General features: G+C 60.7%; 18 protein-coding genes and 1 pseudogene. 12 read left to right on the forward strand and 7 right to left on the reverse strand.

Annotated features, from left to right (window positions below; translation table 11 throughout):
* Nucleotides 1-12: 12 nt before the first annotated feature.
* A pseudogene (locus G3T16_RS03585) lies at nucleotides 13-797 on the forward strand (SDR family oxidoreductase).
* Between the two features lie 13 nt (nucleotides 798-810).
* Here G3T16_RS03585 and G3T16_RS03590 read toward each other — a convergent pair.
* Together G3T16_RS03590 and G3T16_RS03595 are read right to left on the reverse strand one after the other, a co-directional pair.
* Entirely contained in the window at nucleotides 811-1,935 is a 1,125-nt protein-coding gene (locus G3T16_RS03590; RefSeq protein ID WP_163493866.1) for a branched-chain amino acid aminotransferase, read from the reverse strand.
* An 18-nt stretch (nucleotides 1,936-1,953) separates the two neighbouring features.
* Nucleotides 1,954-2,721: a TetR/AcrR family transcriptional regulator gene (locus G3T16_RS03595; RefSeq protein ID WP_163493867.1), complete on the reverse strand. Its 768-nt coding sequence runs from the start codon at nucleotides 2,719-2,721 to the stop codon at nucleotides 1,954-1,956.
* Between the two features lie 210 nt (nucleotides 2,722-2,931).
* Between G3T16_RS03595 and G3T16_RS03600 the strand changes: the two genes are divergently transcribed.
* From G3T16_RS03600 to G3T16_RS03610, 3 genes are all read left to right on the forward strand, one after another.
* Nucleotides 2,932-5,238: a TonB-dependent receptor gene (locus G3T16_RS03600; protein WP_163493868.1), complete on the forward strand. Its 2,307-nt coding sequence runs from the start codon at nucleotides 2,932-2,934 to the stop codon at nucleotides 5,236-5,238.
* 77 nt (nucleotides 5,239-5,315) lie between these two features.
* Entirely contained in the window at nucleotides 5,316-5,777 is a 462-nt protein-coding gene (locus G3T16_RS03605) for a Rid family detoxifying hydrolase (RefSeq protein ID WP_163493869.1), read from the forward strand.
* Between the two features lie 6 nt (nucleotides 5,778-5,783).
* On the forward strand, nucleotides 5,784-6,860 hold the full coding sequence (locus G3T16_RS03610) for a pectin acetylesterase-family hydrolase (protein WP_163493870.1): 1,077 nt from the start codon (nucleotides 5,784-5,786) through the stop codon (nucleotides 6,858-6,860).
* On the opposite strand, the gene G3T16_RS03615 is transcribed toward G3T16_RS03610, so the two are convergent.
* From G3T16_RS03615 to G3T16_RS03625, 3 genes are all read right to left on the reverse strand, one after another.
* Nucleotides 6,857-7,363, reverse strand: coding sequence for a 2,4'-dihydroxyacetophenone dioxygenase family protein (locus G3T16_RS03615; RefSeq protein WP_163493871.1), 507 nt, complete (start codon nucleotides 7,361-7,363; stop codon nucleotides 6,857-6,859). The two genes, G3T16_RS03610 and G3T16_RS03615, sit on opposite strands and share 4 nt — an antisense overlap.
* 65 nt (nucleotides 7,364-7,428) lie before the next feature.
* Nucleotides 7,429-8,793, reverse strand: a complete 1,365-nt coding sequence (locus tag G3T16_RS03620; RefSeq protein ID WP_163493872.1) for an aminotransferase — start codon at nucleotides 8,791-8,793, stop codon at nucleotides 7,429-7,431.
* Nucleotides 8,794-8,818: 25 nt separating this feature from the next.
* Nucleotides 8,819-9,613, reverse strand: coding sequence for an aminotransferase class IV (locus tag G3T16_RS03625; RefSeq protein ID WP_197911872.1), 795 nt, complete (start codon nucleotides 9,611-9,613; stop codon nucleotides 8,819-8,821).
* Between the two features lie 18 nt (nucleotides 9,614-9,631).
* Between G3T16_RS03625 and G3T16_RS03630 the strand changes: the two genes are divergently transcribed.
* The gene (locus G3T16_RS03630; protein WP_163493873.1) at nucleotides 9,632-9,814 is read left to right on the forward strand and encodes a hypothetical protein; all 183 of its coding nucleotides are present in this window, start codon (nucleotides 9,632-9,634) and stop codon (nucleotides 9,812-9,814) included.
* On the opposite strand, the gene G3T16_RS03635 is transcribed toward G3T16_RS03630, so the two are convergent.
* A complete protein-coding gene (locus G3T16_RS03635; protein ID WP_163493874.1) occupies nucleotides 9,802-11,991 on the reverse strand; it encodes a TonB-dependent receptor in 2,190 nt (729 codons plus the stop codon). The two genes, G3T16_RS03630 and G3T16_RS03635, sit on opposite strands and share 13 nt — an antisense overlap.
* Nucleotides 11,992-12,144: 153 nt before the next feature.
* Between G3T16_RS03635 and G3T16_RS03640 the strand changes: the two genes are divergently transcribed.
* Nucleotides 12,145-13,176: an AraC family transcriptional regulator gene (locus G3T16_RS03640; RefSeq protein ID WP_163493875.1), complete on the forward strand. Its 1,032-nt coding sequence runs from the start codon at nucleotides 12,145-12,147 to the stop codon at nucleotides 13,174-13,176.
* Between the two features lie 94 nt (nucleotides 13,177-13,270).
* Complete coding sequence (locus G3T16_RS03645; RefSeq protein ID WP_163493876.1) at nucleotides 13,271-14,869, forward strand: sodium:solute symporter; 1,599 nt, start codon at nucleotides 13,271-13,273, stop codon at nucleotides 14,867-14,869.
* A 31-nt stretch (nucleotides 14,870-14,900) separates the two neighbouring features.
* Here G3T16_RS03645 and G3T16_RS03650 read toward each other — a convergent pair whose 3' ends face one another.
* Nucleotides 14,901-17,096 carry a prolyl oligopeptidase family serine peptidase gene (locus tag G3T16_RS03650; RefSeq protein ID WP_197911873.1) on the reverse strand — a complete coding sequence of 732 codons (2,196 nt, stop codon included), beginning with the start codon at nucleotides 17,094-17,096 and terminating at the stop codon, nucleotides 14,901-14,903.
* A gap of 216 nt (nucleotides 17,097-17,312) precedes the next feature.
* Between G3T16_RS03650 and G3T16_RS03655 the strand changes: the two genes are divergently transcribed.
* The 5 genes from G3T16_RS03655 (at nucleotide 17,313) to cas7e (ending at nucleotide 24,825) form a co-directional block, all read left to right on the forward strand.
* The gene (locus G3T16_RS03655; RefSeq protein ID WP_163493877.1) at nucleotides 17,313-18,644 is read left to right on the forward strand and encodes an NAD(P)/FAD-dependent oxidoreductase; all 1,332 of its coding nucleotides are present in this window, start codon (nucleotides 17,313-17,315) and stop codon (nucleotides 18,642-18,644) included.
* A gap of 201 nt (nucleotides 18,645-18,845) precedes the next feature.
* Entirely contained in the window at nucleotides 18,846-21,488 is a 2,643-nt protein-coding gene (gene cas3 / locus G3T16_RS03660; protein WP_163493878.1) for a CRISPR-associated helicase Cas3', read from the forward strand.
* A 91-nt stretch (nucleotides 21,489-21,579) separates the two neighbouring features.
* On the forward strand, nucleotides 21,580-23,184 hold the full coding sequence (casA, locus tag G3T16_RS03665; protein WP_163493879.1) for a type I-E CRISPR-associated protein Cse1/CasA: 1,605 nt from the start codon (nucleotides 21,580-21,582) through the stop codon (nucleotides 23,182-23,184).
* Nucleotides 23,181-23,765 (forward strand): type I-E CRISPR-associated protein Cse2/CasB, encoded by a 585-nt coding sequence (gene casB, locus G3T16_RS03670; protein ID WP_163493880.1) that lies wholly within the window; start codon nucleotides 23,181-23,183, stop codon nucleotides 23,763-23,765. The genes casA and casB overlap by 4 nt, the downstream gene beginning before the upstream one ends.
* A gap of 25 nt (nucleotides 23,766-23,790) precedes the next feature.
* On the forward strand, nucleotides 23,791-24,825 hold the full coding sequence (gene cas7e, locus G3T16_RS03675) for a type I-E CRISPR-associated protein Cas7/Cse4/CasC (protein WP_163493881.1): 1,035 nt from the start codon (nucleotides 23,791-23,793) through the stop codon (nucleotides 24,823-24,825).
* Nucleotide 24,826: the final 1 nt, after the last annotated feature.

Consider the following 24,826-nt stretch of genomic DNA (forward strand, 5'->3'; position numbering starts at 1 on the left):
GGAGCCAGAACAATGAATAATCTGCACGACAAGGTAGCAATAGTCACCGGTTCCGGACAGGGTATCGGTGCGGGTATTGCCCGGGTTTTTGCCCACGCCGGCGCCAGGGTAGTGGTCGCCACCCGTACCGCCAGCAATGGCCAGGCCACAGTGGACGATATCACCAGCGCCGGTGGCGAGGCACTGCTGATCCAGTGCGATGTCGGCAAGCGCGACGCGGTGGAGGACATGGTGGCGCAGACACTGGCCCATTTTGGCCGCGTTGATATCGGTATCCACAATGCGGCCATCTACCCGCTGCACAATATCGAGGAACTCACCGACGAGGTGTTGGACAATACCCTGGCCGTCAATATGAAAGCAGCTTTCTGGCTGACCCAGGCCTGTCTGGCACCATTCCGGCAGCAGGGCGGCGGACGGTTGATCTTTACCTCATCGGTGACCGGGCCGCGGGTGGCGATGCCGGGCACCTCACACTACGCCATGTCCAAGGGGGGCTGAACGGTTTTATCCGCACTGCGGCGCTGGAATTTGCCCGCCAGAACATCACCGTAAACGGGGTTGAGCCCGGCTATATTCTCACCCAGGCCATGTCCGCGCTGGGCGACGAGGCCGCATTGCAGGCCATGGCCGAATGCATTCCCCAGGGCAGGCTGGGAGCGCCCGAAGACATCGCCCATGCGATGCTGTTCCTGGCCTCGGACGAGGCCTCCTACATCACGGGCCAGACCATTGTGGTCGACGGCGGTTCCACGCTGCCAGAGAGTCAGGTGGTAATGGACGGGTTCTACGATTGAATCGATTGCGCCTTCATAGGGACATCGAAGATCTGCGATAGCGATCCGGTATCGCGGCCATCCAGCCAAAGGTATCTTCCGCCCTCCCCTCCTGAATGTCGAGCAGGGCCTGACGCAGGGAGGCGGTGATTGCGCCGCCCTCCGGCGGCAGCTGGCAACGGCGGCCATCTGCTTCGCCCAGCTCCCTGATCGGCGCGATGATCGCTGCGGTCCCACAGGCAAAACATTCGCTGCAGCGCCCCTGGGCGATCCACTCCAGCAACTCGTCGACGGCGATGCTGGTTTCCTCGACCTCCAGCCCGCGCGAGCGGGCCAGCTGGATCACCGAGTCGCGGGTAATCCCGGCCAGGATGGATCCGGTCAGGGTCGGGGTGAGCAGGCGGCCGTCCACCACCGCAAAGAAGTTCATCCCGCTCAACTCTTCGATATCCCGCCGCTTCACCGGGTCCAGCCACAGGGTCAGGTCATAGCCCAGCTCCGCACAGCGGGCCGCCGACTGCAGCGCGCATGCATAATTGCCACCAACCTTGGCGGCGCCGATGCCGCCCCCGGCCACCCGCGATTCGCCACGTTCGATCAACAGGCTCATGCTGCCGGGATGATAGGCCTGCGACGGGCTGGCAATGACCATGAAGCTCACTTCCCGGGCAACGCCCATGCCGAGATTGCTCTCGGTACCGAACAGGAAGGGCCGCAGGTACAGGGACTCGCCGCTGGCGCCGGGGATAAAAGCCTCATTGAGGGCGGTAACCCCGAACACGCCATCCACATACACTGACTCCGGCACCGCTGGCAGACACAGCCTGGCGGCGGAACTGTTCAGCCTGCGCCAGTTCATCTCCGGGCGAAACAGCGCAGCCTCCCGTCCATCGACGCGATAGGCTTTCAGGCCTTCAAAAACCTCCTGGGCGTAATGCAGGACCTTGGCGCCCGGTTCCAGCGCAATGGGTCCGTAGCGTTGAAATTCCCCTGGTAGCCACTGGCCGTCGCGATAGTCGGCACGAAACATTGCCGGCCCGAACACGCTGCCAAAACCCAGCACCTCGGGCAGACAAAAAGCGGCTATTGCCTCGTCCAGACCGTCCTGCAACTGAAAACCGGTGTCCTGAATGCCGTGGTCCGGCACTGGCTGGGTCATCTTTTTTCCTCCGATGTTTTACCGCCAAATATACCCGGACCGGCTCGCATATGTTTGCCTGAAAGCGGCAGCCTGCCGTCGGCCAATGCATATTCTATTCCGAAACGGTGTTGTTGGCGCAGCACTGTGCCGGCAGTTACCCGGGGGAGCAGTCAATACCGCGGTACCAGCCTGTGCATAGAATGCCGCCAGTTCATCGAGATTCTTGACTGACAGGTCGCCGAGATAGCTCTGGTGCAAATTGCGGTAATCGGCGAAGCCCTGGATGGTGGCGTTGACCACAAAGTTGTAGCGCATCTTGAACTGTCTGGGTTTTAGTTCGGGCAGCAGCGGGCGCTTCAAGCGGGCGAAACGGTTGGCACTGTGCCCGGCGGATTTGCCGAGCAGCGCAATCACCTCCGGGATGCCATCAAATTCCATTCGCGCCAGTGTACGCACCGCATCGTAGCCCCAGTCGTAGCCCTCTATGATGTCGACATAGGCCTGGACAAGCACATCCATTGCCTCGCGCACAGTGATGGTCTCGCACGCTGCCCGCCGTTCCAGAGCGCACAGCTGGTCTTCACGGACCTTGTCAAAATGAGTCTGGATAAAGTCATCGACCGCTTCAATCAGCCCCAACTTGCTGCCGAAGTGATAGTGCAGCGCGGAATTGTTTCTGGACCCGGCCTCCCGGTTGATCATGCGCAGCGATACCGACTCCACCCCATGGTTGGCAAACAGGCGAATCGCCGCCAGGATCAGCTTGCGCCTGGCTTGTTCTGAGACGGGTCGGTCGATACTCATATTGCAGTGTCCGAGAGTTGAAATGCAGGTCGATAATACTGCTTTACGGCGGCCCGGTCACACGCCGATGAGCCACTTCCGGAGCCTCCCCTGCAGCCGGTATCCCCGAGCCTGGCATCGTGGTACTTTTTTGGAGAAAATAAGCGGTATCTGCGCTGCGCAGCGGGTAAACTGCCTGCGCTACTACAATAAATTCATCGGAACACGGGGATGACAATGCAAAAACCGATCTTCACATCCAGACTCAGCCTGGCTGCCCTGCTGGTGGCATCCGCCAGCACCGTTGCTCAGGAGCCCGCCAACACTGTACTTGAGGAAGTTCTGGTCACGGCCCAGAAGCGTACCGAAAGCCTGACCGATGTACCGATCTCCATCGCTGTCATGAGCAGTGAAGCGCTCAGCAAGACCGGTGTGCGGCAAATGCATGAAGTGGCCGAATTCATTCCCAACATGAGTATTTCAGGCGGCAATGACAGCTCCACCGCGGTCAGAATCCGCGGCGTTGGCGCCACTACCCGCAACATTGGTTTCGACACCCGGGTCGGGGTCTACGTCGACGGGATCTACATGGGCCAGTCGCCCGGCCAGAATGTGGATATTCTGGACCTGGATCGGGTGGAAGTGGCGCGCGGGCCCCAGGGCACCCTGTTTGGCAAGAACACTGTGGCGGGCGCCATCAACCTGATTACCACCAAGCCCGGCGATGAACTGGAACTGGAAGTTACCGGCGAAATGGGCAACCTGAACTCGCGCCGGTTTTCGGCGATCAGCAACATTCCGCTGGGAGACAATGCGGCAGCGCGCTTCTCGGTGGTTGATCACAAGCGTGACGGCTTCATAAAGAACATCACCACCGGCACCGATTTCAACGAACGTGACAGCACGGCCTTTCGCGGCCAGATCGCCTTTGGCGGCGAGCGCTTTGATGTCAATATTGCCGGCGACTACATGGAATCGGACCGGGTCTCTTTCTTCGGCGCTGCAGTCTCTGACTGGTCCGGCTCGGTTCCCAACACCGAATCGCCCGGCCGGCTGGAGCTGGCCAACAATATCGACAACAACGAAGAACGGGAAATCTGGGGTGTATCGGCCACCGCCAACGTGGATCTGGGCAGCGACTATTCGCTGACTTCCATCACCGCGTACCGGGATACCTTCACCACCCGGCAGCAGGATACCGACCATTCCTCCCTCAACATCCTGCAGGTGGATTATCCCGATGGCTATGAACAACTGACCCAGGAATTCCAGATATTTTCGCCCGACGAGGGCCGCTTCCGGTATGTCGCCGGTGTCTATCTCTATGACGAGGACGCGGAATCCGAACGCCGGGCGATCGTCGGCGATCTGACCCCGCTGCTACAGGCCCAGGGCAGCCCGCTGGCACCCTTCGGCCCCCAGTTCAACGGCGCCTTTGCCGGTACTTTCGGCACCGTGGACACCCGCAGCTGGGCGCTGTACATCAACGGCACCTACGATCTGACAGAGCGCCTGACCCTGGGTTTCGGCGGCCGCTACTCCGACGAAGAGCGCGAAGTCGACTTCAGCCTGGTGGGCGATATCGTCGATCTCGGCTTCGTCCAGGTACCCGCCTCCGCGCTGTTCGGTGTCGCGCAGGGCCAGGTCGTCAACGGCCAGACAGTCGCTCCCTTCAAAGACAAGAAAACCTATTCCGATTTCTCCCCCTCGCTGAGCCTGACCTACGCCCTGACCGACAATGTCAATGTCTACGCCAAGTACTCCGAAGCCTTCAAGAGCGGCGGCTTCAATGTGGATTTCGTCTCCCAGAGCCTGATCGACGACGGCATCGACTTTGACAAGGAAACCGTGGAAGCCTGGGAAGTGGGTATCAAGGGTTCGGCGCTGGAAAACAGGTTCCGCTACAATCTGATTGCCTTCCAGATGGACTTCGAGGACTACCAGCTGAACCAGTTCATCCAGCTGTCCAACAACACCTCGACCATTACCATCCAGAACGCGGCCGAAGTCAGCTCCCGCGGGGTGGAGGCCGAACTGACCTGGTATCCCACCAACAATCTGATGCTGCAGGGCGCCATCGGCTACAACGATGCCGAGTTCGACTCCTTTCCCGGAGGCGCCAGTGCACGCAACCCCGACGGCCTGGGGGCGGATCTGGGCGGCAATGCCCTGCCGGAGGCGCCTGAGCTGACCAGCGCCTTTGCGATCCAGTACAACCATCAGCTGAACCGCTGGAATGCAGACCTGGTGTCGCGGCTGGACTGGACCTACAGCGACAGCTTCTACACCACCGAGGACAATATCTCTGTGGCCAATCCCGGCAGCAGTATCCCCTTCGGTGAAGTGGACAGCTATTCCCTGCTCAATGGACGTATCGGCGTGGAGTCCATGGACGGCTGGTCCATCTACCTGTGGGGCCGTAATATCCTCGACAAGAAGTACTCCACCACCACAAGCTCTGACTTCCTCGGCACCGTACTGGACTTCCCCGGGGACATCCGCACCTATGGTGTCGAAGTCTCCTACAAGTTCCTGTAGCCGACCAGAGGTACAACGTGATACCCGGTGAGCCGCCTGCCTACCGGGGTTTCTTCCACCGACCTGAGGCCTGAGCCATGCTGGCAAACCTGAAAACCCTGACCGCGGGCCTTGTGCTCGTGCTCACTGCATCGCTGCTGAGCGCGGCCGAAGTCGAATACCTTAACGATGGAGCGGTACTTTCCCGGGACGTCCCGTTTTCGGCAGTCGTGCGGGTAGACGATACCTACTACCTGTCGGGTCAGTTGGGGGTAAAACCCGGCACTCTCGAACTGGTGCCCGGCGGCATCCGGGCGGAAGCGCGTCAAACCATGGAAAATATTGCCGCGGTGCTGGCAGCCAATGGCCTGAGCATGGACGATGTGGTGAAGTGCACGGTAATGCTTGCCGACATGTCGGAATGGGCCACCTTCAACGAGGTCTACCGCAGCTTTTTCAGCAAGCACTTTCCCGCCCGCAGTGCCTTTGGCACCGCCGGCCTGGGGCTGGGAGCCAGAACCGAGGTCGAATGCATGGCCGTCGCCAGCGACGGGCGATAACAGGGCATGAACCTGCCGGCACAATATCTGACGGGCGCACTGATGCTGGCATGCGTGGGCCCGCTGTGGGCAGCGCCCTGGGAGACCATCTATCCCGGCGGCGATACCCTGTGTGCCACCGGTACGCCCTTCAACTTCCACGTCCGCAAGGCAGACCCTGCCAGGCTCATGATCTTTTTCAATGGCGGCGGCGCCTGCTGGTCCGGCAGCAGCTGCGATGTTGAAGGCAAGCCCAGTTACCGACCCTATGCCACCGCGGCAGCAGGCAACGACCCGCGCCAGTACGATGGCGCCTTCGCGCTGGACAATCCCGAGAACCCGTTTCGGGACTGGTCGCAGGTATTTGTGTCCTACTGCACTGGCGATGTGCATCTCGGTGCCGCCGAAACCACCTACAGCCGCGCCGATGGCAGTGAATTCAATATCCACCACCGGGGCTGGAGCAACAGCATGGCGGCGCTAGATTACCTGTTTGCAACGTTCAGTCAGCCGCAGCGGATAGTCGTTGCCGGAGGTAGCGCCGGCGCTGTGTCCTCACCCATATTCGCCGCACTGGTGGCAGCACACTACCCGGCCAGCACCGTGATCCAGTTTGGCGGCGGCGGGGCCGGCTACCGTTTGCCGCCCCCGACCCAGCTGTGGCGCAACTGGGGCGTACTGGCGGCAATACCGGCCAGCATCAAGGGCAGCGACTATACCGTGGACAACACCAGCATGCTGGATCTCTACCGGATGGCCGCGGCAGCGGCGCCACGAGTCCGCTTCCATCAGTTCGACCATGCCTACGACGCGGTGCAAGAGGACTTCCACGCGCTGCTCGGCAAGCCCGTCGAGCTGCTGCCAGGACTGGACGCCAACCGCCGTGAGCTGAAGGCTGCCATTCCCCATCTACGCGGCTACACCGCGGCGGGGGAATTCCATACCCTGTTGCGCTACCCGGAGCTGTACACTCGAAGCACCGCCGGTGTGCGGGCCGTGGACTGGTTGCGGGCCATCGCCGCCGGCGAGGATGTAGCCGACGTCCACTGCGGCGATACAGCGTCCTGCCGCGCCGGCCAGCAGCCACCCGGGGAGCGGGATTAGACCAGGGTCGGCACTGACGGGGCGATATAACGCATGTCCTGCTGCCCCTGCTCATTGCGAGCCGCGTCCACCCAGGCCTTGATCAGGCCGGCGTCCATGGTATTGATATAGGCGCCATCGTCGCTGTCAAAGTTGATGTTCGAGCCAGACACCACCATGAAGGTATCGGTGTCCTCGCCGTTGTCCGCCGGTGTAATGAACTGGTGTACGGAGCCGCCCGGCTCGTACAGGTAACTGCCCGCGGTCTGCTTCTGCTCTGGATATTCACTGTAGTACCAGCAGCCCGACATGGTGTACAGGTGCACACAGCCGGTATGAAAGTGCAGCGGCAGGGTGACACCGGGCGCGAACTTCACCCGCAATACCCAAAGCCCGTTGTGGGCATCCAGGAACAGCGGGCGCACCTTGATGCCGGGATGCAGCAGGCCCTCCAGAAAGGCATTGTCACTGGTATCGACGCTCAGCAGGGCGTCCTGTTCGGTGATGGCTTCCGGAATGCTCATTGAGGGTGTCCTCTTGGTTGCTCTTGGTTGCTCTTGGTTGGATGTGTCGGAGCGGCGCAGCGCGATCAGTGCTCCAGGCTCAGCAGAGCCCGATCCAGGCCATGGCGCAGCGCGCTGAAGATCTGATCCAGCTCGTCATCGCTGGTGATGAAGGGCGGCATCAGGCCGACTGTGTCCGCGCCCAGATCGCGCACGATCACGCCCTTGTCCCAGGTGTACCGGGCCACCAGGGCATCGATGCCGCTGCCTTCGGGAAAGAAACTGCGACTGGCCTTGTCGGCAGTCAGCTGTAGCCCCGCGCCCAGTCCCGCCCCCCGGATCTCACCCACCAGTGGATGCTCGCGCAGGGCCTCCAGCCGCTGCCAGAAACGCGGAGCCAGGTGGTCCCGCACCCGTTCCACCAGGCCCTCATCCTGCAGGATCTGGATATTCTTCAGTGCGGTGGCGGCGCCCACCGGGTGACAGCTGCAGGTATAGCCGTGATACAGCTCTTCAGGGTTGGTGCTGAGCGTCTCGCCGACGCGCGTGTTCAGAACCACCGCGGACACCGGGAAGTAGGCCGAGGAGATACCCTTGGCCAGCACCGTGATGTCCGCCTCGAAGCCAAAATACTGTTGACCGAACCACTGCCCGGTACGGCCGAAGCCGGTCACCACCTCGTCGGCGATCAGCAGCACGTCGTAGCGGTCGCAGATACGCCGGATCTCGGGCCAATAGCTGGCCGGCGGTGTCACGCAGGCGCCGGTAGCCTGCATCGGCTCGCCGATAAAGGCGCCCACCCGCTCCGGCCCAACCCGCAGGATCTCATCCTCCAGCGCCTGCGCTGCCCGCAGGCCAAAGTCCTCGTCATCCAGGTCCGCGCCATTGACCCAGCTCCACGGCGCCATGATGTGCGAGACCCCGGCAATGGGAAGACTGAATTGGGGGTGGCAGGGCTGCAGGCCAGTCAGGCTGGCGCTGAGCAGGTTCATGCCGTGGTAGGCCATGTCGCGGCTGATGACATGCTGCTTCTGTGGCTTGCCCTGCAGCTTCCAGTACCAGCGCACCAGCTTGATCGCGGTGTCGTTGGCTTCGCTGCCGGAGTTGGCGAAGAAGAAGTGCTGCATATTGGCCGGCGTCAACTGGTCCAGCTTTTCCACCAGCGCTGCGCTATAGGGGTTGGTACACTCCCAGAAGACCGGATGGAATGACAGCGTGCGCACCGCTTCGGCGATGGTGTCTGCCATCTCTTCCCTGCCGTAGCCGATATTGACACAACCCAGACCAGATACTGCATCGATGCTGCGCCGGCCCTCGCTGTCGATCTGATAGACGCCCTCGGCCCGCTCGACGATCCGCCGGAAACGCCCCTCACGCACCGCGGCCGGGTAACTGAAGGGATGGATGTGGTGGGTCTGGTCTGCGGCCAGTGCACTGCGCGATAATTTCATCTGGTACCTCTTCCTGCGTCTCTTCTCAACAGCGAAATTCCACCGGCGTACCCAGCCAGCCCCGCCAGCGCTTGTCCCAGTAAAGATTGTGCAGGCGCACGGTCTCGGTGCCCGGACCTCCAGCGCCCAGCGGCACCCCATCCACCGAGCGCACCGGCATGATGCCGCCCGCGGTCGAGGTGATGAACGCCTCATCGGCCGACCGCAACCGCTCCGCCGCGACGGGCTCGACCCGCGCCGGCAGGCCCAGTTCGGCGGCCAGCTCCAGGGTCGTACGGCGGGTAATGCCTTCCAGACAGCCGTCGTCGGGGGTCACTATCGTCCCCGCTTCGACCAGGAAAATATTGGCGCCGGGAGCCTCCGTCAGGTAGCCGTCCGCATCGCAAAGAACGGCGAAATCCCCGCCCCGGTCGCGCGCCTCGAACAGCGCCAGCTTCATGTCCATCCAGTGAAAGTTCTTGGCCGCAGGATCCACCGCCCGGCCCGGAATACGGATGTACTGGCGGCTGACCATCAGGTCGAGACCGCGACTGCGCATGGCGTCGTCGGCGATGAACAGGTACGGGATCGCGAAGGCATAGAAGCAGTTCTGGTAGGCCTCCGGATTGCCCCGCTCGCGGCCTTCGGGCATTGCGCCACGAGTCACGCACCACCAGATATAGGCCTCCCGGGTGCCGGCGAGCTGCGCCAGCCGGACCAGGATCGCACTGGTCTGTGCCGCGCTGTAGGGATTGCGCAGGCGAAAGCTGTGGCAGGAGCGTTCAAAACGCTGCAGGTGGTCCTGCAGACGAAAGATATAGCCCCGGCTGGCGCTGACCACGTCATAGGCGGCATCGGCATGGATGAAGCCGACGTCGGTAATCGGGATCGCGGCCTCATCGACGGAGCAGTACTCGCCATTGATGAACGCGGCGCCATGGGCATAGCGATCGTCGTGCGGGGCGCGGCCATGGCCCGTGCCCGCTCCATGATCTGTTCAGCCGGTGTGATCTTCACTGCAGCACTGCCTCAGAAGGTGTAACGGACATCGATACCCATACTGCGCGGCTCCCCACGCATCCGTTGCAGGAAACCGAAATCTGGCCGCAGGTCGAACACATAGGCTGCGTATTCGCGGTCAGCCAGGTTCCTGCCCCACAGCGCGACCTCCAGCGCATCCCCGGGCACCCGCCAGGACAGCCGCGCATTGGTCAGCGCATAGGCCTGCTGCGCCACGGCATTGTCCTCAAAGGTGCTGTAATACACATCGTCCGACCAGGATGCATCCAGCTGTGCGCTGACGAAGCCTGCGGAGCCCAGGTCCCACTCGTAGTTGAGCAGGGCGAAGGCACTCAGTTCCGGCGTGTTCTGGACCCGGTTGCCGTCGATTTCCAGCACCCCGGTGACCGGGTCGTCTACATCCTCGTCGTAGGTCGCGTCAACATAGCCCAGCCCCACCTGCAGGTAGAGCCCCTGTATCGGCGTCCACACCAGATCGGCATCCAGCCCCTGCATACTGGCGTCGGCATTGCGAATGCTGTTGCTGGGCAGGCCCACGCCGGGTATGGGGGCGGTGTTGAAGATATGGGCATCACTGTAATCGTAATGGAAAACCGCGGCGTTGAACTGCATCAGCCCATCCAGCAATGCGCTCTTGAAGCCCAGCTCCCAGGCCACCAGATCCTCGCTGTCATAGGAGCCGATACCGTCGACGTTGATATGGAAGTTGCCATTGAAGCCGGCACCCTTGAAGCCCTTGCTCACCGAGGCATACAGCAATGCATCGTCATTGAGCTGCAGGTTCAGCCCGAGCTTGCCCGAGACACTGTCCTCGCTGAGCTGGTCGGCGAACCGGTAGCTGTCGCTGATACCGCCGGGAACGCTGCTGTCCACAAACAGGGTGCCCGTACCGGCGCTGCTGAAATCCACATCCAGATCGGTGTAGCGCAGGCCGGCGATCAGGGCGAGGGCGCCGGTCAGCTCGTATTCGTACTGGCCGAACAGGGCCCAGGTAGTGAGCTCCTGGCTGTTGTCATAGTGATAGGGTATCGGCAGGCCGGCACCGCTGAGATCCACGCCCTGCTGCTGCTCCAGATCCTCCTGCAGAAAATAGGCGCCGGTGATCCAGCTGCTACCAGCATTACCCCCGATCAGGCGCAGCTCCTGCGAAAAGGTTTCCGCATCGACGCCGTATTCGGTGTGAATGATGGGGGCCGGCAACATGTCTGCATCTTCCTGGTGCAGCTTGTCCATCTCGTCCCAGGCACTGATGGCCACCAGCTCAACCGTATCGCTGAGCGCGTAGTCGAGTCTGACCGAGCCGCCAATCTGCTCTACCTGAATGACCGGACGGATGTCGGAAACACCGGCATAGAAATCCTCATCCTGCGAACTGTTGTACAAATCGGCGTCCGAGTCATTGTCACTGGCGTGCAGATTGAACAGCAGGCCCAGCCGCTCGCTGGGCTGCCACTCCAGTTGCCCGCGGGTGGCCCAGTTGTCCTTTTCGACATAGTCATTGTTGATCAGGTTTTTCATGTAGCCATCGCTGTGCTCGGAAACCAGCGCCAGACGGGCGTTGACCGTGTCCCCCAGCGGTCCACCGACCGCACTTTCCAGCCGGTAATGGTCATTGCCTCCGGAATACCAACCGTAGCTGCCCTTGATATAGCCCTCGAATTCGTTGCCGGGACGGCGGGAATACACCGACACCGCCCCGCCCGTGGTATTGCGTCCATACAGGGTGCCCTGCGGCCCCTTCAGTACCTCCACCCGGTCGATATCAAACAGTGCCGCGGACTGGGAGTTGGACGACCCGGCGAACACCTCGTCGACGTAAAACCCCACCGGACCACTGTTATTGGTAGCGAAGTCATTCAGGCCGACACCGCGAATAAACAGCACGCTGACGCCACCCTCGCCTGCAGGGGACTCGATATTCACATTGGGAATGCTGGCAGCGATCTGGTTGCTGTTGTACAGACCCAGACTGTCCAGCGTGTCACCGCTCATTGCCGACATGGTGATGCCAACGTCCTGCAATGACTGCTCACGTTTCTGGGCGGTCACCACCACTTCCTCCAGGGCCACAGCCAGTGCCGGGGTCGCCGGCAGCGTGGTCCCCAGCGCCGCAAGGGCGAGGGTCAATGGTTTGAGCGGCAGGCGGCGGATTCCTGTCGAACGTGGTGAGGCGGGCTTTCTGGCAATTTGCAACAACATCTCTGACTCCCCTGGCGCCGGCGGCTGCCTTGTTATTTCCGGGCCGGGCTGCATGCCCACCGGATTTCCAACACGCTCCTACTGTACGTGTACAGGCGCCGCACAACAGGTTAGAGTAGGCCATGCGATGGATCATTTTCGGACAGCAGCACCATGAAACGATACGCGCGGACCGTAGCCGCAGGCCATGAAATGCCACCGCAAATGGCGGTGCAGATTGTCGAGATGCTGGAGGCAGAAGGCATTTCCCGCAGCACCGTGCTGTCCGGCACCGGCATCCGGCCGCTGCTGCTGGACCGGGATGATACCTTCATCCCCTACAACCAGATGGTGGCGCTGATTACCCGCGCGCTTGCGCTGGCGCCCTTCCAGGGACTGGGTCTGGCCGTGGGCGCCAGTGAAACCATCAGCAGCTGGGGCATGCTCGGCTATACCATGATGAGTTGTGCCACCTACCGGGAGGCCTTCTTTACCGGCCTGAAATTCCACCGGGCCGCCAGCGGCATGATGGGACTGAGTGCCCATGAGGAAGACGACAGGATCTGCCTGGCGATGGATGAACCGGTCGAGCTGGGCCCTGCCCTGCCCTTTGCCGTGGAGGAAATGGTGGCCGGCATCGTCACGGTGCTGCGCAGCCTCGTGGGCCAACACATGCAGGTGCTCGAACTGCAGGTCAGCTATCCCGCACCGGAATACGCCGAACGCTACCATGCAGTGCTGGGTTGCCCGGTCCGCTTCGACCAGAGCCGCAATGCGCTGTGGTTTCGGTCGCCGGACGATACTGCCCTGCCCCATGCCAACCCGGTCAGCGCTCGTATCTGCCGCAAGCTGGTCGAGGAGATGCTGGACCGCCACAGCAGCGAGGAAAACCTGGTGCGCGAGGTGCGCCGCATCCTGATGCGGGCACCCGGGCAGATCCCGGACATGGAAGCGGTAGCCCGGGAACTTGGCATCAGCTCGCGCAGCCTGCGCCGCAGACTGGGGCAGTTCGACAGCAGCTTCAGATCACTGGCCGACGACGTGCGCAAGCAACTGGCGATCGCTTATCTGCGGGACTCATCCATGAGCCTAGAGCATATCGCCTCACTGCTGGGCTATACCGAAGTCACCAATTTCCGGCGCGCTTTCAAGCAGTGGACCGGCAAACCACCCAGTGAGTTTCGCGGCAGCCTGCGGTTAGTGTGAATGTGTCCACCCGGGCCCGGCGGTCCGCCGGCCTTCACTTTTGCACCCTCGGCAGACACAATGCCAAATCCGAATCTGCATCCGGGGACAGGTTTTGTTGACCCAACTGGACTGGCTGATTATTGGCAGTTATCTGCTGTTTCTGGTCCTGTTCGCGCTGTATCTGTCGCGGCAGCAGAGCAGCCGTGCCGATTACTACGTGGGCGGGAGAAGTATTGGCGCGTGGCCAGTTGCGATCTCGGTGCTGGCCACGCAGTGTTCGACCAACAGCATTCTTGGAGCACCGGCCTTCGTGGCCTTCGCCGCCGGCGGCGGCCTGGTCTGGCTACAGTACGAGCTGGCCCTGCCGCTGGCAATGATCGTGCTGATCCTGCTGGTGATACCGCTGTTTCGCCAGTTGCAGCTGGTATCCGTGTATGCCTGGCTGGAACGGCGCTTCGATCTCAACACCCGGTTGCTGCTCAGCGGCCTGTTCCTGCTTGTTCGCGCCAGCGCTACCGCGGTAACGGTCTACAGCATTGCCATCGTCATCGACCTGATCCTGGGGACCGGTTTTTTCTGGGCGGTAGTGCTGCTGGGCGGCTTTACCGTGGTCTACGACGTGCTGGGCGGCATTCGCGGCGTGATCTACAGCGACGTGCTGCAGATGGTGATTCTGGTATTCATGCTGGCCCTGCTGCTGTACCTGCTGGCGGACGCCAGCGGTGGTCTGGGTGCGATGCTGGAGGCAGCCTCGCCGGAGCGGCGCCGGGCCCTGGATTTCAGTCACCATGGCTTCGGCGACGGCGAGACTTTCGCGTTCTGGCCCATGCTGTTCGGCGGCTTCTTTCTCTATCTGGCCTACTACGGCTGCGACCAGAGTCAGGTGCAGCGCATTATCAGCACCCGGGATATCGACACCAGCAACCGCGCCCTGCTGATCAACGGCGTACTGCGCTTTCCGCTGGTGGCGCTGTATTGCCTGGTGGGGCTGGGGATTGCAGTCTATGCCGACGGTGCCCCGGACTTCGTCGGCAGCCTGCCGCAACGCAACGGCGCGCCGGAATACAACCTGGCCGTGCCCCAGTACATGCTCGCCAGCCTGCCACCGGGGCTGGTGGGACTCGGGATGGTAGCGCTGTTCGCGGCTGCGATGTCGTCGCTGGATTCGGTCCTGAACTCGCTCAGCGCCACCACCATGGAGGACTTCATCGTCCGCTTTCGCAGGCGCGATCTGAGCCACCGGCAGGAGTTGCTGGTCTCGCGTCTGGTCACAGTATTCTGGGGCCTGTTCACGCTGGGCATGTCGTTCTACGTCGGCGACATCGCCCCCACGGTGCTGGAAGCCATCAACAAGATAGGCTCGCTGGCCAACGGCCCCATCCTGGCGGTGTTCGCCCTGGGCATGCTGGTGCCGCGCGCCACCGGTAGCGGCGCCTGCACGGGCCTGCTGGCCGGGGTGGTGGGCAATGCCTGTCTGTGGCAATTTGCCCCGGCGGTCTCCTGGCTGTGGTGGAACCTGATCGGCTTCGCGGTGACCGCGATGGTGGGAATACTGTTCAGTGGCCGCGGCGCGGTAGACGAATCCGGGTTGAACCTGCATCCGCGCGAGATACTCGCGCAACAGGCGCGGCTGAATTGGCGCCGGCGCAGCTACGGTCTGTTGCTGTGGTTCCTGTTGCTGCTCGGCGTGTTGCTGGCCCTGGGCCAGTGAGCCGCCGCAATGGTCGCTGCGCCGGGATGCATCACGGCGCCGGACTGTCCTTGAGCTGCTGCAGGAACCAGACTACCACCAGTGCATCGCGCACCGCGCGCTGTTTCAGGTCCGCCGCGGCGGCGTGACCGCCCTCGATGTTCTCGTAGTAGAGCACCTCGTGCCCTTGTTCCTGCATCCTGGCCGCCATCTTGCGCGCGTGGCCGGGATGGACCCGATCATCGCGGGTCGAGGTGGTAAGAAACAGCGGTGGATAGTCCACCTCCGCGCTTACCCGCTGATAGGGTGAATAGCGGGCGATGAACTCGCGCTCCGCCGGAATACCCGGATTGCCATATTCGCCGATCCAGGAGGCTCCCGCCAGCAGCGTGTGGTAATTCAGCATGTCGATCAGCGGCACCGCCGAGACGACGGCGCCAAACAGCTCGGGATTGCGCACCATGGTGGCCGTGGTCAGCAGACCGCCATTGGAACCGCCATAGATTCCGAGCCTGGGGGCACTGGTCAGGCCACTGTCGATCAGGTGGCGCGCCACTGCGGCAAAATCCTGGAAGGCCAGCGGGCGATTTTCCCGCAGCGCTGCCTGGTGCCAGCGTGGGCCAAACTCACCACCGCCGCGGATGTTGGCGATGGCATAGGCGCCACCGCGCTGCAGCCACTCGATCGCCAGCGGCGAGACATAGGACGGCGTCAGCGATATCTCGAAGCCGCCGTAGCCATACAGAATGGTCGGCGTCTGGCCGCTGGTCGAGGCGTTCTTCGCCCGCACCAGGAAATAGGGAATCTGGGTACCGTCGTCGCTAGTGGCGAAGCGCTGCTCCACCGTGAATGGCTCGGCATCAAACCGGGCCGGCATGGTCTTGATGGACTCGGCCCGATCGCCGGCCACTGCGTACAGTGTGTCCGGCTCCAGGAAGGTCTCGAAACGGGCCAGCAGTGTGGGCGAAAACGCATTGCTGGACACGACGTCCACGGAACCGGTCGCCGGCAACTCGACCGGGCTCGAATGCCACCTGCCGTCCTTGTAGCGGGCCCGCAGCAGGCGCCCGCGGACATTGTCCAGCAGCGACAGGTACAGTGCATCCTGCGTGATGGCGGCTCCCTCTATCGCGATGGTCTTCGATGCCTCCGCAATCAACTGCACCGTCCGGACATCGCCTTCGCGCAGTTGCTGCAACGGGATCGAAACCACCGAACCGGCCGGCAGCGTAGCCGCGGCGGACTCTGGACCTGAGCGCGTCCAGTCGCTGCGCAGCAGCGCGATCAACTGGCCGTCGATCAGCCCCTGAAAGTTGACATCCTCCGGCAGCGGTAGCTCGGTCAGGTCACCGTCCGCGCCGATGTGGTAGAGCGTCTCCTTGAAAAAATCCGGCATCCGCAGGATGAACAGCTCCCGACCTTCGGGCCGGTGCTCCGCGACGCCGAAGGTCATCGCGTCGGTGGCCTCACTGGTGAACAGAGTCCGCGCCTCCTCCAGTGGTGTGCCCCGCTGCCAGAGCCGCACGCTGCGAGCGTAGCCCGAGGTATTCTTGGAGCCTCCCGCCAACGGGCTGGCAACCAGCAGCCGGTCGGCATCGATCCAGCTCAGGTTCTGCTTCTCCTCCTCAAGCACAAAGCCGTCGGCGATGAACTCACCGCGTGCCAGGTCGAACTCGCGCACGACCACAGCGTCGGCGCCGCCGCGGGACAATTGCAACAGGCAGCGCTGATACGCCGGCGGCAGGCAGGTCGCGCCCTTCCACACCCAGTTTTCTCCCTCGCGTTCAGCCAGTTCATCCAGGTCCAGCAGGGTTGTCCACTCCGGCTCTTCGCCGCGATAGCTCGCCAGCGAAGTCTGACGCCAGATTCCCCGCACATGCTCATCGTCCTGCCAGAAATTCCGGACTGAATCCCCGTAAATACCTCCATACGGAATGCGGTCGGCCGCGGTCAGGATGCGCTCGGCGGCCTCTCGCACCGGTTCATAGCGGGGATCGCCGGCAAGCCGGGCCAGCGAGACCTCATTCTGTTCACGCGCCCAGCTGAGCGCCTTTTCGCTTTCCACCTGTTCGAGCCACCGGTACGGATCGGCCTCCTGCTCAGGCTTGCTGGCCGGCTCTTCAGCAGTGGCTTTGGCAATGGGCTCGGCAATGGGGGGCGGCTCACAGGCCGCGGTGGCAACAAGCATCAGCGCGGCAAGCGCCACTGTTATCGATCGCGGTACGCAACAGCAGGTCATGGCAGGCATTCTGGCCTCACTTTCGGCTTCGGTTGGGGTCAGATTATACCGGACTGCTGGCGCAGACAAATTTAACCAGAAGCTCCGCTGAGGCAATATCGGATTGATCAGAGATGCGCTGGCGCTACCCGCGCCGGCAGGTGATCCGGTACAATTCCCTCCGCGACGGCGACCCAGTCGTCCGCGCCAGCCCATCCGCCATCGTCGTTATCGTCGGGAGCCCGTGTGAACCAGTCCAGGGAAGTGAATGCCGGCAGCAACCTGCAGCGTATTGTAATCGTCGGCGGCGGGGCCGGCGGCCTGGTATTGGCCACGGAGCTGGGCGACAAGCTGAAAAGAAATCCCGAAATTCGGGTCACGCTGGTCGACCGCTCGCCCACCCATATCTGGAAACCGCTGCTGCACGAAGTGGCCGCCGGCTCGATCAATTCCTACCAGGATGAACTCAATTACTTTGCCCACGGCGCCAGCCACCACTTCGAGTTCCAGTTGGGCGCAATGACCGGGATCGACCGGGCGGCAAAGAAGATCAGTCTGGCTGCGCTGCTCGATGACCAGGGCAAGATACTGGTACCGGAGCGACAGCTGTCCTACACCGCGCTGGTGATCGCCGTGGGCAGCACCAGCAACGATTTCGGCACCGCCGGTGCCAGGGAACACTGTATCTTCCTCGACAGTCGCCAGCAGGCGGAAATGCTGCACAAACAGTTCCTCAGCACCTATATCATTGCCCATGCCGAGGAAAACCCACCGGCCAATGGCAACTCCCTGAATATCGCCATCATCGGCGCCGGTGCCACCGGCGTGGAGCTGGCGGCCGAGCTGAAGTCCGCCGCGGAGCAACTGGCCGCCTACGGGCTGAAAGAGCTGCAAGCCCGCGATGTGCATGTCACGCTGTTCGAAGCCGGCCCCAGAATCCTGCCGATGCTGACCGACCAGGTTGCCGTCGCCGCTCGCCGGCAACTGGAGAAAATGGGCATCACCGTGACCACCGGCGCCAAGATCGTCGAGGTCTCGGCACAGGGTCTGCAGACCGCCGACGGCGAGTTCATCCCCGCCTCGCTGCGGGTGTGGTCGGCGGGTATCAAGGCACCCGACTTCCTGGCCGGGCTGGACGGGCTGGAGGTCAACCGGATCAATCAGCTGGCCGTACGGCCCACCTTGCAGACGACTACCGATCCCGCGATCTTTGCCTTTGGTGACTGCGCCAGTTGTGAACACGATGGCATGCGGGTGCCACCGCGAGCCCAGGCGGCCCACCAGCAGGCGACCTTCCTGGCGCACAATCTGCCGCGCTTCCTGGCCGGGCAGCCGCTGCGCCACTTCAGCTTCAAGGACCACGGCTCGCTGGTCTCACTCAGTGAACAGCACGCAGTGGGCCGGCTGATGGGCAATCTGTTGGGCGGGATCAACCTGCACGGTCTGATCGCCCGGCTGATGTACCGCTTCCTGTACCGGCAGCACCAGTACTCCCTGCACGGCCTGCTTCGCACCGGGGTGTTCATGCTGAAAGACCTGCTCGGCAAGGGCGCCAACCCGCGCCTGAAACTGCATTAGTACCTCGTCAAGATGATATTGCTGCATGCAGCGATATCCGCCTGGTCGCGCTGGATAAGCTGCCCAGATCGGGTTCGTTTTATTCATTCCATATTGCGGAATTGCTCGAATGCGGTAGGGTAAGAGGAAAAAGGGGGCGCCGAAGCAGCCGTGGAGCAAAACTATTATAACTATATCGGTAAGGCACAAAGCCCTGAAGGGATGACTGCCCATTGTCATCTACTACCGTACCACCTGCTGGATGTCGCTGCGGTCGGTGAGCAGGTTCTGAGGGCACGACCGGAACTGGAAGTCGACCTTGCCGAGTTTCTCGGAATAACGTCCGCTGAGTTTCGAAGCTTGTTTCTGTTCGGGCTGTTGCTGCATGACCTCGGCAAAATGACCGCCTCCTTCCAGAGTCTGTTCGAGGCCATGGGATTGGTCCAGATCCACTTGCCCGAGGGCGTCAGCTACAGCGGTAAAACGGGTCGGCACGACCAGCTCGGGTACGATGTCTGGAAACAGGCCCAGAGAGCGGCTCCGATATTTCACGGTACGGCAACAGCCAAACGATGCTTTCAGTTCTATCTGGGGATTTTTTGGGGACATCACGGAAAACCGGTCCGGCAAGAGAAAACTGTGCCCGCGCACGACAAGTTGCGATTGACGGAGCATGATGTGGGTTGCGCCCAGGCGTGGATTAACGATTGTCAGATATTTCTCGGAGAGCAACCATCCCTCCACTATTTTTCGGACCAATCGTTTGCCGAGCGTTTGCGCCAAGTGAGTTGGTTGCTGGCTGGCCTCGGCACCTACTGCGACTGGGTGGGATCGGATAGTGATATCTTCGAGTACTGTGATCAGTGGATGCCGCTGCCCGATTACTGGCGGGAGATAGCTTTGCCCCGCGCCCTGAAGGCCATCGCCAAGACAGAGGTCTTCGAGCCGGTTACCATTCAGCCTTTCCACGGCTTTAACTCCCTCTTTTCCTTCAGCCCCTCGCCTTTGCAATCCTATGCCGAGCAAGTGCCCGTCACCCAAACACCACAGCTGTTTATCCTGGAGGACCTGACCGGGGCCGGCAAAACCGAAGCCGCGCTGGTGCTGACACACCGACTGTTACAGTCGGGGGCTGGGCGGGGTCTGTATCTGGGGCTACCCACCATGGCGACCTCCAATGCCATGTTCGAGCGGGTTGCAGCGCATTACCATCGTATGCTGACCGGACGAGACGGAGACAAACCCAGCATCGTGCTGGCCCATGGGGCCCGCGAACTCAACGACCGCTTTCGAGAGGCGGCGCTGGGGACCAGTGCCGCAGATCGGCCCTACGATGCCAAAGAGGATGAACAAACCGCTTCACTCCACTGCAGCCAGTGGCTGGCGGACAGCCGCAAAAAAGCGCTACTGGCCCCCGTGGGAGTGGGAACCGTGGATCAGGTGCTGTTGGCGATTCTGCCCAAGCGGCACCAGTCCCTGAGGGTTTTGGGACTTTATGGGAAGGTGCTGATTCTCGACGAAGTGCATGCCGCCGACGACTACATGCTGACCCTGCTGGAGAAGTTGATGACCCTTCACGCCAGTCAGGGCGGGAGCCTGATCATGCTTACCGCCACGCTCCCCTTGGCGAGGCGACAAAAACTGGTACAGGTGTGGCAGCGCGTTCTCGGCCAGAAGGAGACACCCCTTGAGCGCACAGGATTGGATGATTTCCCCCTGGCCACGGCAGTAAGCTATGAAGCGGGCCTTCGGGAAGAGCGGTTGCCCTGCCGACCGGGCACTGAAAAACAGGTGGCAGTGGATTTTGTGCACAGCGAAGCCGATTGTCTGGATCGGCTGGTCCGGGCCGTGGAGGCCGGACAGTGCGCGGTCTGGGTGCGCAACTCGGTGGATGAGGCTATCTCGGCCTATCGGCAGTTGAGGGATCAGCTAGCCAGGCCAGATCAGTGCCTGCTATTTCATAGCCGCTTTGTACTGCAACATCGCAAGGAGCGGGAAGCCTGGGTAATGGCCCACTTTGGCAAGACATCCACCCAAACAGAACGAGCAGGTAAGGTGTTGATAGCCACCCAGGTATTTCAGGAAAGCCTGGACGTCGACGCCGACGTCATGATCAGTGACCTGTGCCTGATTGATGACTTGATCCAGCGAGCCGGTCGCCTGCATCGCCATACTCGTGACGCTTCCGGCAAGCCGAACCCCTCTGGCCCGGACGACCGAGAGCCGCCCCGCCTAATGGTTCACGCCCCCAAATGGAGTTCGGAGCCGGATCGCGACTGGCTCAAGGATCACTCCCCAAATACCCAATACGTCTACCAGCGCCCAGGCCGCATCTGGCGCACCATGACCTATCTCCACGAAACCGGTGAGCTGCGACTTCCAGAGGAGTCCCGCCGCATGATCGAGTATGTCTACGGCGAAGATGTGGTAATCCCCGAGGCTCTGCAACAGGCAGAGCGGGAATACGATGGTAAAGCCCGGGGCAGCAGCAACCAGGGCCATTTCAATGCGCTGGACCTGGAAAAGGGCTACACGCCAGACAGCAACCGGGCCTGGACCGAGGATGATGTGGATATCGGGACCCGACTGGGCGAAGAATCGAAAGAAGTAGTTCTGGTACGCCGGGCACGAGACAGCTACGAGCCATACATCGAGGCATCATCAAGGGCCGTAGAGCTGAGCACGGTCAAACTGGCCGGCAAAAAACGCTCCTCGGGGCTGGTGACTCTGAACGAGGAAGCCCGTGAAGCCTTTATTCAGTGCTACCCCAGGGCCAAATTCTCCCTGTTGGTTGACGCGGAGACCACTCCCTATACGGAAGTAGAAGGATGGGGGAATCCCCGCGGAGATGCGGGGAACGTGTGATTACCGGGTCTGTACTTTTGGCTGAGTTTGATGGGGACGCTGGGTGAGCCAGTCTTTCATGGACTTTTAGGATGACAATGGGGGGATACAAGTGACCTTAAATCTGTGCAAAGACCCGTGGCTGCTATTTCGGCTGACTTCAGGGGATACCGCCATGCTGCCTCTAAAAGAGCTGGGGCGAGAGGATCTGCGGGATATCGTGATGCCTCGACAGGATTTCTACGGCGCGACCTGGCAGTTTCTGATTGGCATTCTGCAAACCGCCTTTCCACCACAGGATGAAGACAAGTGGCTGGAATACTACCAAACTCCCCCGTCTCCAGACGAACTGGCAAAAGCTCTGGCAAAGATTGAACATGCGTTCGAGCTGTTCGGGGACGGCCCCTGTTTTATGCAGGACTTCGATTCGCTGGAAGATGGCACCCATGTAGAGATCGCCAGTCTCCTGATTGATGCCCCGGGGGGCAATACGCTAAAGCTCAATACGGACCATTTTATCAAGCGGGACCAAGTCAACGCCTTGTCTCCGGCCCTGGCTGCCATGGCCCTGTTCACTCTACAAATCAATGCCCCGAGCGGCGGACAAGGTCACCGGACCGGTCTGCGAGGCGGGGGACCATTAACGACCCTGGTGGTGTCCAGCGATCCGTCACTCAGTCTATTTCGTCGGCTTTGGCTCAACGTGTTGCCTGTGAATCAATATCGAGAACTACAGCCACCCTCCCCGTACGACGAGAGCGTTTTCCCCTGGCTTGCCCCTACCCGCAGTAGCAAGGAAAAAGGCACAGAAGTCTATTTCAGTGACGAGGGAATCCATCCATTGCAGCAATACTGGGCCATGCCCCGGAGAATCCGGCTTGAAACAACCGAACAGAAAGGCCGATGTGACCTGACCTACGAACAAGTTCCGGTAACAGTGACGAGTTATCGCACCAAAAACTACGGTATCAACTACGAGGGAACCTGGTCTCACCCTCTGACCCCCTATCGTTACGACCCCAAAAAGCCGGAACAGGCGTATTTTTCCAGCAAAGGCCAGCCCGGTGGCATTGGTTACCGGCAGTGGCATCAGTTTCTGTTCGAAGATCGAGATCAAGGCCATCTGCCGGCGAAAGTCGTTGCACGACTGGGGGCCAGCCAGGAACTTCTCGAGGAAGAATTGGAACTGGAAGATCACCTTAGCGTCTGGGTATTCGGGTTTGATATGGACAATATGAAGGCGCGGTCCTGGCATGAAGCGAGGATGCCGTTTTTGGCTATGGCATCAGAGCTTATACCGTTGTTTGTTCAGGAAGTGGGAGGACATGTCAACGCAGCCAACGATTACCGCAAGTCACTGCGTCGCAACTGCAAGAGTGCCTGGTTTGGGGCGGGCGATAGCAGCGGTGATTTGAGCTTTATCGACGATCAGTTCTGGTCAGCTACCCAACACGATTTCTACGCCTTGGTGGACAGACTCAAGGCCGATATAGAATCCGGCCAGCAAACTCTGGATACAGAACATTGTTTGACGTGGATCAGTGGCCTGAAAAACCACGCAATCAATTTGTTTGACGCGCTGGTACTTAGTGACGCCAGCCAGAGTGAGCATCTCGAGCGCAAACTGGGTGCACGTCGATGGCTTGAATGGACGAAATTGGACAAAGCCTATTTGAAAAAGCATGGACTCAATGAGAAAGGGGTGGCTCGCGCATGACTACAGAAGACGAAAAAGACACTGAGACCGTTGAATACATCGGGCCTTATGCCCATTGGTGGCACCGTCTGGTCAAACCCGAGCTGTGCCGCGCTAGAAAATGGCAGCCATTACCGACAGCTCACAAGGCGATATTGAAGCGTTGCAAAAATCTGGAAGAAGTAATGCTGTCAGAGCCGTTTCAGGCACTGTGGCAAATGGTTCCAGATGAAAAACGATCGCCTCCGAAAATGGAGGTGACCGCCCTGGCTGCCTGGGTGTTGTCTTCTGTCAAGGACGATGCCGACATGGGACTCGCCCAGTCAATGGCTCAAAAAGCCAGCGATGGTAGTGACCGTCCCAAGGTATCGACGTTGCGGTTCCAGCAGTTGATCAAATCCAGGGACACCACGGAGTTTGCCCGTCGCCTGCGCAGAATTCTGCCGCAGATTGACAATACGGTATCGGTGACAGGTCTGGCTCGTGAAATAGAGAACTGGTACTGGCAAAACCGCTCCTCCGCTCCTGAGACCGACCCGACAAAGCGCCAGGTGCTTCAATGGGCTATGGGTTATTACGCCATCACCCCCAAGACTCAATAACCTCTAGACTACAAGGAAACTACTCATGTCACGTTTTATTCAAATCCATACTCTGACGTCCTATCCACCAGCAAATCTGAACCGGGACGATCTGGGACGCCCCAAAACGGCCATGATGGGCGGAGTCGAACGCCTGAGGGTTAGCTCCCAATCCCTGAAACGCCACTGGCGTACCTCTGATCTGTTTCAGGAAGCATTGCGCGGGCACCTGGGCACAAGAACCAAAGATATAGGTGTGCGTGTTCGTCAATCTCTTGTTGAAAAGGGTGTGACAGCAAAGAATGCTGAACAATGGGCATCTGATATTGCCGGCGTGTTTGGGAAGGTGGAAAAAGGTAAGGTAACGACCCAGCAATTGGTGTTCATCAGTCCCGAGGAGTGGAAGGCCATTGACACTCTGTCACAGACATTGGCAGATAAGAACCGCCAGCCCAGCGACGAGGAGAAGAAATCCCTTCTCAAAAAGTCGACAGCTGTCGACATCGCCTTGTTTGGTCGCATGCTGGCGGACTCATCCAACTTCAATGTGGAAGCGGCCTGCCAAGTCGCCCATGCTATAAGCGTCCATGGGGTCACAGTTGAGGATGACTACTTTACCGCCGTGGACGACCTCAACAGTGAACATGATGACCGCGGCGCAGCCCACATCGGAGAAACCGGTTTTGCCTCTGCAGTCTTTTACAACTATGTCTGTATCGACCGGCAATCATTGCTGGATCATTTGGACGACGATGAAGCATTGGCAAATAAGGCAATTGCTGCCCTAACAGAAGCAATCGCCACCGTTTCTCCGAAAGGCAAGCAAAATAGCTTCGGTTCCTACGCCTATGCGTCCTACATGATGATTGAAATAGGTAACAAGCAGCCGCGTAGTCTCTCCGCGTCGTTTTTATCACCTATCAAGAGTGATTTTCTGCCGGCAGCCATCCAGGCGCTGGAGAAGCAGGTGGAACATTTCGACTCGGTGTATGGCCCCTGTGCGGAACAGCGTAGGAGCTTTAATGCGGTCAGCGGAGAGGGGAACCTACAATCAGTGGTTGAGCTGGCTACCCAAAGCTAGG

It is taken from the genome of Kineobactrum salinum (assembly GCF_010669285.1).
GTDB classification, from domain to species: domain Bacteria; phylum Pseudomonadota; class Gammaproteobacteria; order Pseudomonadales; family Halieaceae; genus Kineobactrum; species Kineobactrum salinum.

Excerpts from the sequence above, each read along its gene's own strand:
- G3T16_RS03620 (WP_163493872.1), bottom strand. The coding sequence starts at position 8,793 with ATGAAATTATCGCGCAGTGCACTGGCCGCAGACCAGACCCACCACATC.
- G3T16_RS03640 (WP_163493875.1), top strand. The coding sequence starts at position 12,145 with ATGAAACGATACGCGCGGACCGTAGCCGCAGGCCATGAAATGCCACCG.
- G3T16_RS03630 (WP_163493873.1), top strand. The coding sequence starts at position 9,632 with ATGGATGAAGCCGACGTCGGTAATCGGGATCGCGGCCTCATCGACGGA.
- cas7e (WP_163493881.1), top strand. The coding sequence starts at position 23,791 with ATGTCACGTTTTATTCAAATCCATACTCTGACGTCCTATCCACCAGCA.
- G3T16_RS03610 (WP_163493870.1), top strand. The coding sequence starts at position 5,784 with ATGAACCTGCCGGCACAATATCTGACGGGCGCACTGATGCTGGCATGC.
- casB (WP_163493880.1), top strand. The coding sequence starts at position 23,181 with ATGACTACAGAAGACGAAAAAGACACTGAGACCGTTGAATACATCGGG.
- G3T16_RS03635 (WP_163493874.1), bottom strand. The coding sequence starts at position 11,991 with ATGTTGTTGCAAATTGCCAGAAAGCCCGCCTCACCACGTTCGACAGGA.
- G3T16_RS03595 (WP_163493867.1), bottom strand. The coding sequence starts at position 2,721 with ATGAGTATCGACCGACCCGTCTCAGAACAAGCCAGGCGCAAGCTGATC.
- G3T16_RS03650 (WP_197911873.1), bottom strand. The coding sequence starts at position 17,096 with ATGCCTGCCATGACCTGCTGTTGCGTACCGCGATCGATAACAGTGGCG.
- G3T16_RS03615 (WP_163493871.1), bottom strand. The coding sequence starts at position 7,363 with ATGAGCATTCCGGAAGCCATCACCGAACAGGACGCCCTGCTGAGCGTC.
- G3T16_RS03600 (WP_163493868.1), top strand. The coding sequence starts at position 2,932 with ATGACAATGCAAAAACCGATCTTCACATCCAGACTCAGCCTGGCTGCC.
- G3T16_RS03590 (WP_163493866.1), bottom strand. The coding sequence starts at position 1,935 with ATGACCCAGCCAGTGCCGGACCACGGCATTCAGGACACCGGTTTTCAG.
- G3T16_RS03605 (WP_163493869.1), top strand. The coding sequence starts at position 5,316 with ATGCTGGCAAACCTGAAAACCCTGACCGCGGGCCTTGTGCTCGTGCTC.
- cas3 (WP_163493878.1), top strand. The coding sequence starts at position 18,846 with ATGACTGCCCATTGTCATCTACTACCGTACCACCTGCTGGATGTCGCT.